Source organism: Verrucomicrobiia bacterium, assembly GCA_035629175.1.
Lineage (GTDB): Bacteria > Verrucomicrobiota > Verrucomicrobiia > Limisphaerales > DASXHY01 > DASXHY01.
Map to the genome: position 1 here is coordinate 280,781 of DASPIL010000096.1, position 17,152 is coordinate 297,932.

At 59.0% G+C, this 17,152-nt stretch carries 5 protein-coding genes; 4 read left to right on the forward strand and 1 reads right to left on the reverse strand.

What is annotated here, in order from left to right; genetic code table 11:
- The first annotated feature begins 35 nt into the window (after positions 1-35).
- Complete coding sequence (locus VEH04_17785; GenBank protein HYG24630.1) at positions 36-632, forward strand: hypothetical protein; 597 nt, start codon at positions 36-38, stop codon at positions 630-632.
- Here the strand turns inward: VEH04_17785 and VEH04_17790 are convergent.
- Positions 527-1,441, reverse strand: coding sequence for a purine-nucleoside phosphorylase (locus VEH04_17790; GenBank protein HYG24631.1), 915 nt, complete (start codon positions 1,439-1,441; stop codon positions 527-529). The two genes, VEH04_17785 and VEH04_17790, sit on opposite strands and share 106 nt — an antisense overlap.
- Before the next feature lie 194 nt (positions 1,442-1,635).
- Between VEH04_17790 and VEH04_17795 the strand changes: the two genes are divergently transcribed.
- From VEH04_17795 to VEH04_17805, 3 genes are all read left to right on the forward strand, one after another.
- The gene (locus VEH04_17795; GenBank protein ID HYG24632.1) at positions 1,636-3,939 is read left to right on the forward strand and encodes a hypothetical protein; all 2,304 of its coding nucleotides are present in this window, start codon (positions 1,636-1,638) and stop codon (positions 3,937-3,939) included.
- A gap of 156 nt (positions 3,940-4,095) precedes the next feature.
- Positions 4,096-4,809, forward strand: a complete 714-nt coding sequence (locus VEH04_17800; GenBank protein ID HYG24633.1) for a hypothetical protein — start codon at positions 4,096-4,098, stop codon at positions 4,807-4,809.
- Positions 4,806-17,138, forward strand: a complete 12,333-nt coding sequence (locus VEH04_17805; protein HYG24634.1) for an Ig-like domain-containing protein — start codon at positions 4,806-4,808, stop codon at positions 17,136-17,138. The genes VEH04_17800 and VEH04_17805 overlap by 4 nt, the downstream gene beginning before the upstream one ends.
- Positions 17,139-17,152 lie beyond the last annotated feature (14 nt).

The window sequence follows — 17,152 nt, forward strand, 5'->3', positions numbered from 1 at the left end:
GCCCCACCACTCGTGAAAATTCTGCGAACTAAAGTATGAAAATTACATTCCGGTTTACTGCTTCTTCATTCGGCCTCGCGGCCGCGCTTTTTGCAATGACGGCCCACGGGCAGGGAGTGTTCCAGGCAAGCCTGGCAACCCCGCCCGACGGCGGCGCGCAGCTCAGTACCGGCCGGTTCTGGGGTCGTGTCAGCGGGAACGAAATGGAATTTATGGCGGTGCTGTTCCAGGGCTTCGCGGGAATGTCCGAAGGCTTGGCGCCTGCGCTGATCGCCGATGGCACCGTCGTGTCATTTTCGCTTGGGCAAGGAACCGCTGCGGCGCTGCATGGTGGCTACACAGTGGCGGATCGCAATCCATTCGTGCCCTGGACTCCGCCGTTTCAGTACGACGAAGACGGCAATCCTTACCTGATTGATAACGCGTCCATTCGTTACGCCACGATTTACTCGGGCACCATTTCCCTCCCCGATGGCTTTCTTGAAGCGTTGATGAGAGGCGAGGGAGTGGTTCACCTGAATGACTTTTACGTGGGAACGATCGCAGCCGTTCCGGAACCGTCCACATCGGTCTTTGTCTTCATCGCGGCAACGGTCTTCGTAGTTCGCAAAGCGCGCGGTCCGCGGCCGTAGAGCTTCGCAAATTGCTCGAGCAAGGCGCAGGCGCGCGCCTGGTTTAGAGATGCGATGTCCAAAACTTCGTCGTGGCTGATCGGGTTGCGGGTCATGCCTGCGGCGAGATTGCTGATGCACGAAAGTCCGGCAACCCTGATGTTGCACGCGCGAGCCACAATCGCTTCGGGCACGGTGCTCATGCCGACTGCGTCGGCGCCGAGCCGTCGAAATGCCACAATTTCCGCTGGTGTCTCATAAGTGGGTCCGCTTACTGCCAGATAAATTCCCTCACGCAGGAGAACGCGACCTCGGGAAGCTGCAGTTTTCAGGAGCTTGCGAAGTCTGCTGTCATAAACTGCGCTCAGGTCCAGGAACTGCGGTGGTGTTTCCGCTATGTTGGATCGAAGGGGATTCACGCCCATGAAATTAATGTGATCGCAGATGGACATGAAATCGCCTGCCCGGAAATTTCGATTGATCCCGCCCGCCGCATTCGTCAGCAGCAGGTCGGTGATTCCGTAACATGCCAGCACTCGAATCGGGAACGTGATCTCTTCCATTGAATGCCCTTCATAGAAGTGGGAGCGTCCGCTCAATATGAGAATCGGAGTTCCTCCCAATCGCCCGATGTGCAGGTTCCCGCGATGACCTTGAACCTGCGTTCGGGGGAAACCCGGGATGCGGTCGTATGGCAGCGTTGCGTCGATGGCCATGCGGGTGGCGGCTTGAGCGAAGCCGCTGCCGAGCATGACCGCCAGTCTTGGACGAAACGATGACGCGTTCCGGATCAGTGCCGCCGCGCCATGTTCCTGCGGAAACCGTTTCATGTTGAATCAGCTTAGGAGGGTTCGCGGTTTGGAATCGACAATATCAATGATCAAAGTTGTGGGCTGATCGCTATGGACTTTCGAGACTCGCTGGAGTAGAAGCAATCCGTTCCCACCACTTGTCGACGTCTGCATCAACGCAGGCGCCACGCCTTTTTGCAATCGGGCGACAGCCCACAAAGAAAGTTTTATCGATGAAGTGGACTCATGTGGCGATCAAGACGGTGTGCGTTGTTGGCTCGTTTTTTTTGTGCGGTGCGCACGCGCAGGTTCTGACCAACGGCGTGCTCCAGGCGGGGGCTCTCGCCGTAAACACCACGAACTCCTATACGTTTGCGGCCAACGCAGGTGACGCCTTGCTGTTGCGTGCGGGCGCGCCGGCATTTCGTCCGCGTTTGGATGTTTACAATCCGGGCGGGATCCGAATCGGCGCAGCCGCCGGGGCGTCCAGCAGCGCCAACGACGCGCTGCTGGTCCTGCGCGCAACGAACTCAGGGATCTTCACGGTTTCCTTCAGCGCTTTTTATGGGAACGCCAGCGGAGACTATTCCATCACGCTCGGTCGCGTTCCTGGCGATTTCGTGGTTTCGGCGGGCGACCAGGGCGGTGAACTGACGAACGGTTTTGCGTCGGCGGCTGCAATTGCGTTGGGCGATCTTGATTTGTGGCGGCTCGATGCGGATGCGGGAGACACAATTGCCATTCGCGTGGGCGCGCCAGGTTTCCGTCCGTATGTGCTGTTGTATGGGCCGAATGGCGTCGCCGTCGCTGAAAGCGCGGGCGCAACGAGTTCCGCGAACGATGCGGCATTGATGGTGCGCGCGACCAACGGCGGAACGTTCACGGCAGTCGTCCAAAGTTATTATGACGACGGTGCGGGCGGCTACACCATCAACCTGGCGAAGTCAGGAGGCGAGATCATGGTTGCAGCGGGAGATGAGAGCGGACCGTTGATTAATGGTGCAACGACTTTGGGGAGCATTGAACTCGGGGATATTGACGTTTGGGAATTCACGGCGGACGCGGGTGAGAACGTGTCGATTCGTGCAGGCGCGCCGACGATGCGGCCGTGGCTTGCCGTGATCGGGCCGAACGGCGCATTGCAGGATCAAGGTTTCGGCGCCGCCAGCGGCGCCAACGATGCAAACGTTTCTTTTGTGACCACGAACGCGGGGACGTTCAGGGTACTGCTGCAAAGCTATTATGATGACAACACAAGCGATTACGCGCTGACGCTTGCAAAAGTGCCGGGTGTGTTTGTGGTTTCGCCGGGGGACGAGGGCGGCGAACTGACAAACGGAGTCGCGGCACTGGGAACGAACACTCTTGGGGACCTGGACGTGTGGAGTTTTTCAGCGATGGCCGGCGATCAGTTGGTGCTCCGTGTGGGCGCTCCGAACCTGAGGCCGTGGCTGCGCTTGTTCGGGCCGACCGGAAAGTTGCTGGGAGAGAACTTCGGTTCCGTAAGCAGCGACCACGATGCCTATTTATCAGTGCGTTCCACGAACAGCGGTGTTTTTACCGTGCTCGTGCAAAGTGTTTACGATGACGCCGCAAGCCCTTACTCCCTGACGGCCGTGCGTGTTCCGGCCACCATCTTCGTGGGCGGCGGGGATGAAGGCGGATCCATGACAAATGGCGCGCAGCATCTTGCCACCAACAGTTTGGGGGACCTCGATGCCTGGACGTTTCTGGCGCAGGCAGGGGACACGGTGCTTCTGCGCATGGGTGCGCCCCAATTCAGGCCGCGCATGGATGTTTACGGTCCTTCGGGCGAAGTGTCTGCGACGGCGTTCGGCACGCTCAGCAGCGACAACGACGCAGGGTTGAGTTTCGTCGCAACCAACAGCGGGATCTTTACTGTTGTAGCCCACAGTTATTATTTGGACGGCACGGGGGAGTATCGGATCAACCACGCGAGAATTCCGGCGCCCTTTGTGATTCACGGCGGTGACGAAGGCGGGTTGCTTGCCGGCTCTTCGCAGGAAGGCACGATTGAGTTGGGCGACCTGGACGTCTGGCGCTTTGGTGCTTGTCGCGGCCAGTTGATAACCCTCGTGTGTAACGAAGCTCCCGGCAGTTCTGCGCTCACTCCGCGCATCAGGCTCTTTGGCCCCAGCGGAGTTCAAGTGGCGAGCGTGAGTCATGTGACATCAGCCGTGTTGAACTATTTTCCAACCAACACCGGGATCTTCACTGCGGTCATCGATGCTGCGGCAGCAGACCAGACCGGAAGCTATCAACTCACGGGAAACGGACTTACTGACGAGTTGAGCCTTTGCGTGCCGCGGGTTGCGGGTTCCACCGTGACGATCGAAGGCCTGGGAGGAAATGCACACGGCGCGTATGCGCTCGCCACCACCACCAACCTGGCCACAAGCGGCTGGCAGAGAATTCAAACAAACCATTTCAACCTGCTGGGAAATTTTGTCGTGACGAATGTTTTGAACGTCGCGGAACCCCAACGCTATTTCCGTGTCTTGATGCTCGCGCCGTAATGCAGGCCTGGAATCACCCGCGAATGAATGTTGTTCTCCGCGCTGCGGCGTCATTTCACCATCCGTAAAAATACGAGGGAACATACGTACCATCAGGTATTTATTCTTAACATTAGATTGGTAGAGTCGCGGGGTGTGGACGGTCCGTAGCATCCATTGAACAGCATCGCCTCCATCTTAAACGTGGCGGGATTCAACCTCGCAGGAACCTCGAGCGCTGCCCGCCCATCGCTCAATGGACTTCGGCGTGTCAGCGGCAGACCGGCTTTCCTTTTTGCATTCTGCTGCTTTCTTGCAGTCACGCATTTTCAAGTTCAACCCGCATGCGGACAGGGGCGGACTGTTCTTGATACGACTGGTGGCGGGCCATTGATCAGCGCGCAGATTGCGGTGTCTGATGGAAGCCTGGCCATCGAACGCATCTCGTTTCTCTTTGGCTTCACCACGGATGAAACCCAAACGCCCGGGGAGTTTCTCGATTCGCTGACGGCCGCCTTGTCGGATGAAACGTCCATCACCTTCATGCCGATCGTGACGGTTGATGCGGCCACGGTTCTGTGGGCGCCTGGGGGAGACGGGACTGTGCCGGTTTCGGATTCAGATTTGGTTCGTGAAGAAATTGCCTATCCCCTCGACGCTCCCATGCTGGCGACACGAAGGTCGTGGCGTGTCGAGTTTTTGGTTCCAGACAATTTCCACGGCGCGCCGCTGTTCCTGTATTTCGACCTGTTCAACAACGGCAACAGTATGGGTTCCGCAGCATGGTTCGACGACGTCGTGGCGATTCCGGTTCCTGAACCTGCAGGCGCCAGCCTGATATTGATCGGGGTTTGCTGCAGGGCGATTTTCAAACGAAGGGACCCGGGTTGAATCGAAGCTGGACGATTCGGGGATTGCTGCTGGCGTTGTTGTTTCACATGTGCGTGGGGAGTGTTTCCGCACAGGCTCAGACGCGCGAATTCTCAATTGGGCAGGCCACGCTCATTCTCGAAGACGTCACCACGGATGCCGCGGTGTATCTCACGTCGATGCGCCTGAACCGTGCGCTCGGCGTCTGGAATGTCGAGGCGACGGTCAGCAACAAATCCGATCGGGTGCTTGCGGGTCCTCTCATTTTATTGGTCGATGCCTTCACAGGGACCACCGGCCCGCGGCAGCCTGACGGCACGTCCGTTGGAAAAGGATTCTACGACCTCTCACGTCATCTCACCGCCAGCGGTCTCGCGCCTGGCCAGAAATCGGCTCCGCGAACCTTGACGCTCGGCATGGGAGGAAGCGGCAACCCTGGGCTGGTCACGCGGATCTACGCCAGCGCGCCGGTGATTCCTGCTGCGCTTGCGGTGACGCGGTCTGTCGACGATATCGGACGCCCGCTGCCGGCCGTAAAAATGGAAATCGGAGGCCCTGCAGGCGCGGGTATCAGGGAGACGGATCCTGATTCAGGCGTGGCGTCATTTGGCCAGGGGCCTGGCACTCATATCGTGAAGTTCAGCCGCGACGGGTATTTGCCTGTGTGGAGGCAACGGACTCTTTCGTTGCAGAAGATCGAGGTGATTCCCAACCCCAGGCTCACGCGCCGGTCGACGAATTTGTTCAATATCCTGCCCGTCCAGGCGGCGGCGGCCAGCAATATCACGGCGGGAATTCAAGTGCAGATCCCGGCTGGGGCAGTGAACCAGAACGCGACGCTTGCGATTACACCGCTGACGGGCCAGAACCTGCCCGCGTTCCTGCCGTTAGGCTGGAATCCAGTGCGGGCATTCTGGATCGAGGTCTCGACCGCATTGATCAAACCGTTGAATGCGAGCCTGCGGCCGATTGCAACGATAGGTGCGAATGAGTCGGCAACGCTGGTGCGATGGGATGAAAACCAGCTGCGCTGGATCGCGGCGCAGTCGGTTCCCGGGAACGGAACGAATGCCGTGAACGTTGTGCTGCCGGATGTCGGCGCTTATGCCCTGGTCGTTCCCGACGCGGGCGAAGTGGCGCCGTCGCCAGCCGTTGCAGGCCAGCCGCTCGGCGGCAGCAGCATTCCTGAAATCAATCTGGCGGGATTGACCGCGGAAGGGTCGGTCACTCCTGCGTCAAGCCCGGCGAGTCTCGTGCCTGATGAGGTGACCGGGCTCGCGAATGTGACCTTGAAGCATGGAACCCGCCGCCTTCCGAGCGGGTATCTCCTTCGCTGTGAAGTCACGGAGAATTACCTGCTAAGCGACGGCAGCATCCGACTGACCCCGCAGTATGAGCATTTTGTGGTTGGTTATCAGAGGCCTGGCGACCAGGACCCCTTCACGCTTCACGCTGCGTTTCCCATGCGGCCGCTGCTTCTCTTTGGGCCTGAGCAATTGGAAGCGGCAACCGTCCGTGTGGATGTGCTGCCGGAAGGACCGTTCGAAGGGCAGGTTCTCAACGAACACGGCGGGCTGGTGGTTAGCAGCGGCGTGCGTTTGCTTGCTGGAACCGGCGAGTTAACGGGGCCCAGCGCGCTGCGGTTGCGCCGCCTTGATTCATTCGTGCTGACCAATTTGATAACTGAGGGCAGCAGCATCGTTGCTGCATTCGAGCTGACGGTGGATCGCGCAACACTGAACGACAGTTTGAGCACACAACTCACTGGCGCACCCACGAACAGCCTGTTTGTGCTTGCGCGGTTGCTGAGCGAAACAGGGTTTTACGGTTTGCAGCCGGTCGAACGATTGCAGAGCGATGGGTCGGGAAGCCTTCAAAGCCTCGAACCTGCAACGGGCGAACGCCTCCCGGGCTTGCGTGGATCGGGACAGTTCGTGCTGATCCAGGTCGCAGTGCCGCAGGGGATTGTTGCAGGCATTGCGCGCAACGGGCTGGGTCAGATCCAGGCAGGGATGCCCGTCCGCATTGCTGGTCTGCCGTGGCTCGCGATCAGCGACGTAAACGGACGGTTTCAACTGGTCAGCCCAAGCGGTCCGCACGAGTTGAGCCTTCTCGATCCGACAACCGGCGATGCCGGGTTTGAAGACATCGTTGCGGGTGGCGCAGGGTCGGTCGTGTTACGTGACATTTCAGCGGCTCCGAGCGGTCCGCGCGTCAGCGCCATTACTCCCGTTCACAATGCCGTGCGTGTGCCGCGCGTGGTGAGTGTCGTAATTCGCTTCAACGAGCCTGTCAATCCGGGAACGGTGATCGGGAATGCCATTCAACTGGTTGGTGCTGACAATAGCGTGGTGCCTGCTGCCTTGACGCTGAACCTGAAAAACACGATTGCCACGCTGAGCCCCGCGGTTTCGTTGGAACCGAACGTGGTGTATCGCGTGAAGCTGGCGGAAACCATTGCTGACTCGACAGGGCTCGGCTTGCAGGGTCAGACCGAATTCACGTTCACGACTGTGCCATTGAGCACGCGCGATCCAGCAGCGCAACTCATTGTTTACGAGCCGGGAGCGACCAACGTTCCCGCCGAAGTGCTGGCTAAGATTCCTGCCTATGAGCCGGGCGCCGACCCGCTGGCGATCGTCGTTCGCGGAACTCCTGGAACTGCGGACCCTGAGGTGCCGGTCATTCTCGTGAATGAAAGTTCGGGTGAAACCACCACGGTGTTAAGCAGTCCGGATGGAAGCTTCGCGAGTGTCATCAGCGGAGCGGAAGAGGATTTTGTCAGCGCCACGTTCATCAACCTGAACGGGACGCGGGTTTATGTGCCGGTGAGCCGGCAGGAATTCGATAACGGATTTGTCGGATTGTATCGCAGTGGCGGAATTCTTGAAGCGGTGAGCGACGGAGGCCCCGTGCGGGTTTACGTCCAGCCGGAATCGCTGCCGACGCGTTCGAAATTGAAACTCCAGACGCTCACGGCGGCGCAGCTCCAGGCAGCGTTGGGCGGCGTGACACCTGAGGCCGGTGTGCTCGCCGGCCCGGCAGTGACCTTGAACGTGGATGGCCCGTTGCCTGAACTGCCCGTGCAGGTGCGATTCCCAGTGGATTTGATTGCCGCAGGTTTTCCGACCAACGAAATAGCGTCCGCAACGAATGTGGCGGCGGTCATCGCACTGGTGCGAAACCAGGATGAGATCAGGACGTTCGAAGTCCTGGATCAATTGTTGTTCACGCCGCAGACCCAGGAGGATGGCCTGGAAAGGCGCAAGGGACACCTGAATGCCAATGGAGATGCCGAGCAGGTTGCGGCCGGGTTTCTCGATACCGCGGTCGGAGTGATCATGCCCGCGCTCGGGCGGTCGGCGTTGCCCGTGCAGATCGGTTTCAACCAGGTGCTGGTGCCGTTGTTGTTTGGGCCTCGGCCGGTCGTCGTGAAGGGGAAGGTATCAGCACTGCCTTATGACATGGCGGTGGGACTGCAGCAGGCCGGCGTGTTCAACCAGGTTGCCAACTTGCAGACCGGATCGGGAACCGTGGACGTGCCGTTCCAGCTGGCCCAGACGATGGGATTTTTTGATTTCGGCCTGGCCATCGGAACGGCGCAAAACATTGTAAGCGTCACCTACACGGCGTTCCACCAGCAGGCCATTGTCAATTCGCAGCCGCTGAGCGGCGCATTCATCGCGCTGAGGTTGAGTGGCGGCGGGGTGCAACCACAACCGGGAAGGTTGTTTCCAGGAATGGTCTACGCCACGACCGGCGCGGATGGATACTTCCTCACCGTGGCTCCGGCCGCTGGCGCCAACTACCTTGTTACTGCGTCGCATCCGCGGTTCCGCGGTTCACAGACGCAGCCAGTGAATCCGATTTCCACGATTCCAGGCCAGCAGGGAGATCTCAGTCTGGCGGGCGCAGTATACAAAACCTTCTTTTTCACGGTGCCTGCAGAGTCGGAAACGCCCCCGACGTTCACCATCGCGACGGTGCCTGTGCAGCCGGCGGCGGGTCATCCGGCGCAATTGATCATCAATGCGTCGCAACCCGTCGCGGCGCCCAAGATCAGGGTGAGAATCCTTTCCATCGGCGAAGTGAACCTGCTGACGGGCCAGGCTGAAACCAATGTGCAGCACTCGCTGAATAACATTGTCGAGACCACCACCGGAAACAATGCGCGGTGGACTGGAACGTTAAGCGTGGACAAACCGGTGCTGGCGAAACTCCATGTGAAGATTGAGGGACAGAACTTCAACCAGGAAGCGTTCATTCCGTATCAGATCGCCTTTACCGGGCCGAGGCCCGTGATGCCCAGTGGCGACATTCCGCGTCCCGACACGAACGATGTGCATGGTCCATTGGTTGTGGAAACACAGCCAGTGGAAAGCGGGTTCGTCGGTGAGGACGGCCAGGTCATCATTCATTTCAACAAGCCGATCGACCCATCACTCACCAACGATTTAAGTGGAATTGTTTTGAGCGGCGGCAGTACTGACGTGACACCCATCGTGCGGATCACGGCAAGCCAGAGAACGTTGATTCTTCAATATCCGGGCCTTACGGCGAATGAATCCTACCGTCTCACGATTTCGGGTCAGTCCGTGCGTGACCTTGCTGCACAGCCCCTCGATCAGCTCCCGGCAACTTCGGACGCCGACAGTTTCACCATGACATTCCGAACCCCTGCGGCGGCGGAGGCGGAGCTTCCGGGCGTTGCCGATGGGCGCGGCGCCGTGATTTCTGGAAACCGGCTTTACGCCTTGGACCATGATCCCCAGAACAGTCATTTGAATGCTTATGACATCAGCATTCCGCTGCAGCCGCGGTTGCTAAGCCGGACGCGGTTGATTGGCCAGCCGCGCGATCTCGTGGTGGTGCCGCACTACCACTTCAAGCGCAACATTCATTCACCAACGGAGATAAGCGATGTCGTCGCTGTTGTCGGTGGCGATCTGGATGCGCGGATTGATCGCGGCCTGGGAACCACGGTGAGCGTGCGCGGACAATATCTTTGGGTGTTGAAAATGGGCGATGGGACCTCGCCTGAAATTCTTGCGTCGCCGATCGTCAGTTTTCGAGTGAGTTCCGCGGTGACCAAGATTCGCTGGGCTCCCCCGTATCTGGTTTATCACGAGTATGGGCAGGATGTGCAGATGCTGGGCTTTGTAAAACTGCAGGAGATGCTGATCGGTTTCGGCTCGGATCAATTGCAACGTTCCACTTTTCCAACGGCCCAGCAGCGCAAGGAGGAACATGACGGGAAGGACTTGAACGGGGACGGTGATTATGTGGATGCGGAGGAAGTGCTGCCCTTGCCAGATGCGGCCCCGGTGGAGTTTTACGGCAAGGCGCACAATCTGGTGCTTCAGGGGACCACGCAGAAGATTCTCGATTTTTCAGTTTCACGGGGCGGCGCCGATGTGGGAATTACGCTTCGGAATGGCGTGATGTTGGGCGGGCAGGGGCAGGCCAACGGTCCGCCGTTGCCGCCGATGTATCGAACGTTGATGCGTGGCGGGATCCCAATGGATATCCCCAATCCAGTAAGCGGGATGTATGTGTTCGACAAGGCGGCCTATCCACGATGGGTGACGCTTGTCCCCAACCTGCCCATCAATGTGGGCGGTTTCCGCACAACGATCGCTGCGGCCCTCGTTTCGCTTCAGCCCGACTTCGATGCGACGCAGAAGCTGGCAGTGATCAATGTCTCATTTCCGCTGGAGCCGCGGCTGGTCAGCCTCATTCCGATTCCGGAATCTTTGCTGGGTGGGGCGATTCAATCTGTTTCATTTGTTGATGGATCGGTCGAGGTGGCGGGCAGCCGGAATATTCTCCTGTTGAATCCGCTGGAACTTGGAAATTCAAACGCTCCGTCAGGGCAGTTGCATCCCTCCATTGTAAGCCTGATCCCTAATGCGGGTGCCGGCAGCCGCAGCGTGGGCTCGACCGATTACGGCGTTCGCGCCATTGCGGATGGCGCTCGTGCTTCCGTGGTTCAATCGCCGCCCCAGATGCTGTTTGTGAGTTTCCCATCCGTCTCGCAGTTGCCCGTTCCAGCGGGGCTGGCGGCAGTCGGGGATGACGGGCTTGCTGAGCTGCTCGGGGGAATGCGCCCCGCGTTTAACCTGGCGCCGGCGCGAGTGCGTGACGAGCCGACATTGTTTCTGACTTCGGATTTGGAACCGACCCCGAATCGCGCGCTGCATTATTACGTTCTTGTTACGGCGCCGGGAACAGCGGGATCTCGAATCGAACTCGGATTGGAATCGTTGAATCCCGCGGGGCGTCCCCTGTCGAATCCCGGTGCGGGATTCGCGCCAGTGCGCGCGGTGTCGGATGGGACACAGGAGGCGATCGGCCAGCGCCCGCGCGAGTCGTGCGGCGCGATCATCCGATCCTTGCCAGCGTGGAGGTTAAGTCACGACCCCAAGAGCCCGTTTTACAATCGATATTTGTCCAGGCCATTCGCCTTGGTGACGGAAACGGTCTCTGATGACGAACTGGCGCACTTCAGAAGCCAGATCGATCGTGAAATCCTGTTCAGCGGCGCTGGGTTGCGGGCGTTTATTGAACCCGGCCTGGCAACGCACCCCGATGCGGGACCCGTCATCGGAATGTTTGCAGCGCGGATTGATCCCCGGAAGAAACAGATTTTTCCAATCGGCTCCGCCAATGCCTACACGATCAATCGTGATTATATCGTTGGCAATAATCCGCCGCCGACTGGAGGTTCGTCGCCGCTCGAGGACACGTATGGAACCATCCAGGCACACAGTGGCGAATTAAGGACGGCTGACGTGGACCTCTCGGTGCCCAGTCCGCGAATGCCCATCGGCATTCTTCGGGTGATCGGCAACCAGGACACGTATGAAGGTCCGTTCGGCGTGGGATGGGACTTCAACTACAACCAGAGGCTGACGATTCTGGATCCGCTGACATTCCCGCAGGGACTTCAACTGCCGCTCGTCGTGCGGGAGAACCAGGACCTGAGCGATATTGCTGGCAGCCAGGATGTGTTGTTCAACGACGGCCAGGGACGGGTGATGCATTTCCGCTGGGTTGGAACGAATACGCCGCCAGAGTACGAACAGGATCCGCTTGTGAACGAGTTCAATTACGCGAACGTCGTTTCGGATTTCTATCTGCCCCAGCCGGGATTGTTCAACCTGCTGGTGAAGTTCAAGGATGGCCGATTTGAGCGGCTGACGCCCGCCGGAGTTCGCTACCGCTATTCGCCTTCGGGCCGCCTTGAGACGATCATTGACGCGTATCCACAGAACCGGCACGAGCTGCAGTATGATCGCAACGGCTGGCTTGTAAGGATCGATGACAAGTCTGTTTCAGCGCCCCGCTACGTGGAGTTTGGGCATTTCAGGAGACGCGATAGCGACCCGGACTTCACGGCTGGCCTGGATGAGAACACATCGAATTCGTACCACGAAGGATTGATTTGCCGGCTGCGCGATCATGCGGGCCGCGACGTGTTGTTTGAGTACGATGCTCAGGGATTCCTGATCAAACGACTCGACGTGGAAGTGGAAGGGGAGAACGGCGGGTTTTCGGGGCGAAGCCAGACGGTTTACACTTACGCGAATTGCAGGCTGGCGAGCATCTCAGCAACCGAGGATGGCACACCCTGGGTTTCCGCAGTCAATGTTACAGGCAGTTCGGGCAAGCCCGTGGCACAAGCGACAACCGGAAATTACGGCGATGTGCAGATCACAGTCTCCCCGGATAATTCGGCGAAGACGGTGGGATCAGATACCAGTTCCGTTCAGGTCGGGGACAGCACATCGGTGGAGCGCACGTTTGACGACCGCGGCAACCTGAAGTCCGTAACCATTGCCGGTCCGGGCACGCCGCCCGCGAAGCAGGAGCGCTTAAACACGGTGGACGGCCTGCCCCGCTTCATCCGGCATCCCGAAGGCAATACGGAGACGATGGGTTACGACAGTGAAAACCCGGTATTCCGATCGCGCGGAAACCTGTTGTCGGTAACGGTGGATCCTGGACCGCGAGGCGGGACGGGCTACACGAAAACGTTCCGGTATGATGCATCTTACAACCAGCAATCCGGCGCGCAGGTGGATGCCAATGGTTTCGAAGTCACTTACTCGCTGACGTCAGACAAGCGTTCCGTGCAGGCCATCGACTACAATGGTGATGGCGAAGTAACGATGAGTTACAACTCGCTCGGGCAGGTCACGGGCACCGTGGATCAGGACGGCGTTGAGCAGACAACGGACTATGACGCCAGCACGGGGTTTGTGCGGTCGGAGACCACCGGTGAAATCACCTACACGTACACCTACGACGGAAGCGTGGCATCGCAGTTGGGGCGTCCAGCTTCGATACGACCGCCCCTTGGGACTGCAACGACCTTCGTTTACAACAATCGCATGCAGCCGGTGGAGGTTTCGCGCGGCCCCCTGGTGACGCGAACGGCTTACGATGAAATCGGGCGGGCGGTTTATTCCTTCCAGGATGTTGGCGACGGAAAGCAGCTCGTCACGCGCCGCGTGTTTGACGCGAAAGGTTTTCTCAGAACGACGACCGTGAGCGGCGTGGAGGTTGAAGGCGCGAACAGCTCGTTCTCGACATTGTTCACCCCGGATGCGCGTTCACGCGTGGAGACCATCACTCATCCCAACGGGACTGTTCAGAGTTACAGGTACGATGCCCGCGGCAACGTCGTCGAATCCACGTTCGGCGATTACGTCGAGGCATTTGCATACGACCTGAATAATAATGTGCTGAGTGTTCGGCACGGCGGGGAGGTCGTGCGGACCTATGCCTATGACGGTTTGGACCGTGCGAAGACCGTCGTCAGGAAAACAGGCGCGCAGGATTACGTCCAAACGCGCTCCTTCTATCGCGGCGGCGAAGTGCAATCCGATCTGCTGGCGGATCCGGTTTTCGGGATAATGCGGCAGATGTCATATCCTTCGATAGACGCGCTCGGACGGCATCAGGAGGTGAACGTCCAGGGAAATGTGATTTCGCCGCGGTACACCTATTCCTATGCGCCATTGGTCAATGAAGTGACGAGCCCGCGGATGGTTGCGCGGACAGAGTGGAACGCTTCTGGAAATGTGACCGAGTATTCCGATCCGAACCGGCGGATCAGCCTGGTTCGCGATGAGAGCGGGCGGGTTTTCAGAATGGATAGTGTGGAGGATGGAGTGACCTATTCTCAAACCTATGGCTTGAACGACCTGGATCAACGCACCTCGCTCAGCGATCTCGCAGGTCTTAAGTTTTCGTACGAGTCACGCGCCGACGGGAACTACAAGAAGATCACCAATCCTCGCGGCAACAGCGCCACGTTCGAGCATACCGCCCTCGGTGAACTTCAACGGAAGAGGCGTGCCGACGGCATGGAGGTGCATTACAGGCACGATACACAACGGCAATTGGTTTATGAGGGTGATCCCGCCGCGGGATTCAAGTTCGACTACGATTCGCTGTTTCGGATCAAATCCAGCGAGCTTCGGAATGATGCGGCCACCTCGTTTGCTGATTACGATCCACGCAGCATGCCGGGAACGCTTTCGATTCCTGGCGGATCAGAGACAAGGAAGTACGACCTGCAACGGCGCATGACCGAACGGAAGCTCACGTATCAGGGCCGCAGTTTGGAGGAGGCATACACATTCGACGCAATGGATCGAATCCGAACGGTGTCGTACACTCTTGCCGGGGGCGCCACTCACAAGGCGGACTACAATTATGATCCCGCAGGTCCGCTCCTATCGGCGCGATTCAGCGAGGACGGCCGCGAGTTCACCGTGTCGTATGGCTATTACCCGGACGGCACGCGCAAAACCATCGCATATCCATCGGGAACAGTCGTCACAGAGATTCGGGATGGGACCGGCCGTCTGACCGGTTTATCGGACACCAACGGGAACATCATCAACGCGGTTTCGTGGCAGGGGAACGCTGAACCGAAGATGCTGGAAATTGGATCCGCCCTGGAGGTGATCAATCAATTTGATCTGCGCGGGCGCCTCACCGGAAGCCGCGTGGCCCGGACGGGGAATGGGGCTGTTGCGGCCCACATGCGATATCAATACGACTCGGCCAACAACGTCCAGGCGAGGCAGTTCCTGCATCGGGGCGGAAAGGCAGACGTGTTTGGATATGATGCCGGCGAACGCGTGGCGCAGGCGAAGATCGGTGTGCTGCTCGAGAACGTCGATGGATCGGGGCCTTCGTTGTATGGGCGGAGTTATAATTACCATGCTGCAGGGCTGGATTATTTGACGACCGTCGTGCTGTCTGGTTCCTCTCCGCGCGCTCCGCCGTTTGCGACAAACTGGACGAGTCACGATGACTTCCTTCTTCCAGGCATCGTGGATGGATTTGTACGCGGGGCTGCAGATCCCAAGGGAAATGTGGCATCGGCGATGTTGTGGGTGCGGCCTGCAAACGCAAACGCGGCGCAGCCTGTCGCAGCGACGGTTGAGCACGATGGGTTGGGCAGGATGACTCGATTGAGCCGCGCCGACGGCGTCGTGGTGGAAAATCAATTTCAACCCGGAGGCCTGCGCTTCTCGAGCAAAGTTTCCCAGGGCGGTTCAGTACTCCGCGATTCAGCGTTCGTTCACGATAGTTCGGGGCGTTTGATCGAGGAGTACGACCGAAGGTTCACGCCGCCCCGGGTGGTTGCACGGTATTATTATGGAAGTGGCGATGCGCCTGTGGCGGCGGATTTACGGACTGCCAGCGACGGCCCATTGCATCGGTTCTACTACCTTACTGACGCCTCGATGTCGGTCGTTGCGGTTGCGGACGCCGCCGGCAATGTGGTTGAACGCGTTTGGTATGACACGTTTGGGCAGCCCCAGATTGAGCGGCGGGACACACTCGCGCCGGGCATCAACCGCGTCCAGGCGGGTCCCGGCGGATCCCTGGTGATTTCGTTCTCCGAGCCGGTCCAGCCAAAGTTTGCCGATCCTGGGGCTGGAAGCGGGCTCGTGGCGGTAACCTCTGAACTGGAGGACGTGTTTGCTCTTCGGGACGAGTCGAACGCGGTGATTGAGGGCGATGTGACGTGGGAAGCGAATGGCGGGGCAGAGCCCTTTTCAGCGCTGCGATTCACTCCGAGCCTGAACGCGACAGGGCGCGTAACACTGGTGGTGAGCGCCGGGGCGGTGATGGATGAATGGGGCAACACCAATGCTGCCTGGACGATCACGGTGACCAACTCGCAGGCAGCGGGCGCCGTCTTTTATCAGGCGGCGCCGCTGCTGGATACTGCACCCGTTCGGCTGGCTCAAAGTGATGTCGGATCGCGAATGCTGTTTCAGGGACAGTATTTCGATTATGAGAGCGGGCTGTTTTATCTTCGGGCGCGGTTCTACGATCCCTACTCGGGGATGTTTCTTGAGCCGGACCCGCTGGGTTACAGCGGCAGTGTCAACCATTACGCGGGCCTGGCGAACAATCCGGTTTCGTTTCGCGATCCGTCCGGCCTTCTCCCGAAGGGTGTTACCTACGAAGCCTATCGATCGCATCTGCACCAGCAGGGCTACAATGCGCATGAGCTGGGGATGATTGATCGATCCTATGGAAAGCTTACCGACCTTGGTTTGGGGGCGATGGAGATCGCCGCGCATATCCGGGTGATGTATCGCGAACACCAGGCGAACCGCACATGGGAACTCGGCATTCGATCGTTCGGCGACAAGGCTGTCGCACGCCTTGCGCGACTCGATGAATTTTATCAGACAAAGCCGGAGAAGGTGTTTGCGAAGACGCAGGAGGATGGGCTCGTGCGCCATGTGGACAAGGAAGGCAAGGACACAGGTGAATTGTATGCCGGCGATGTGGACGGGCTATACGCGAAGGTCAACGGCCAGATTGCATCGATGGCCGAACTGCAGCGGTTCCAGTCAGCCGTGAACAAGGAAGTGGCGAACCTGACATCAGGTTATCGGGACATGGCGGGACAGGCGGGAGCTGAAATCAATGGCGGCGAAGTGCAGAAGGTCTATCAACATGGTTTCTCGCTGAACATCCCACAGGAATACGGCTCCCGGCACGCGCTCAGCAAGGGCGGGCGGTTTGGCTACCAGGCCATCGCCGACATCAATACGAAAATGACGAAGGGAATTGGCGAGGCGTTCTCGGTGAAATTTGATCCGCACGAATTGAAGATCAACGAGCATGTGGACGTGGATGCGGCCGTTCTCGAACATCAAAGTCATTACCGCGACGTGATGTTCAACCCGCGCATGATCGGACGCGGTTTCAGTCCGCAACTGTATATCCAGCGCAAGCTCCAGTCCTGGCGCGACGGGCGGGTGCACGAGAAACTGTTCCCCGAGCCGTTCTATCTCAAGAATAACTGACGCCCCGGCGCCAC

Coding starts and splice junctions, on each gene's coding strand:
- VEH04_17785 (HYG24630.1), top strand. CDS start 36: ATGAAAATTACATTCCGGTTTACTGCTTCTTCATTCGGCCTCGCGGCC.
- VEH04_17790 (HYG24631.1), bottom strand. CDS start 1,441: ATGAAACGGTTTCCGCAGGAACATGGCGCGGCGGCACTGATCCGGAAC.
- VEH04_17795 (HYG24632.1), top strand. CDS start 1,636: ATGAAGTGGACTCATGTGGCGATCAAGACGGTGTGCGTTGTTGGCTCG.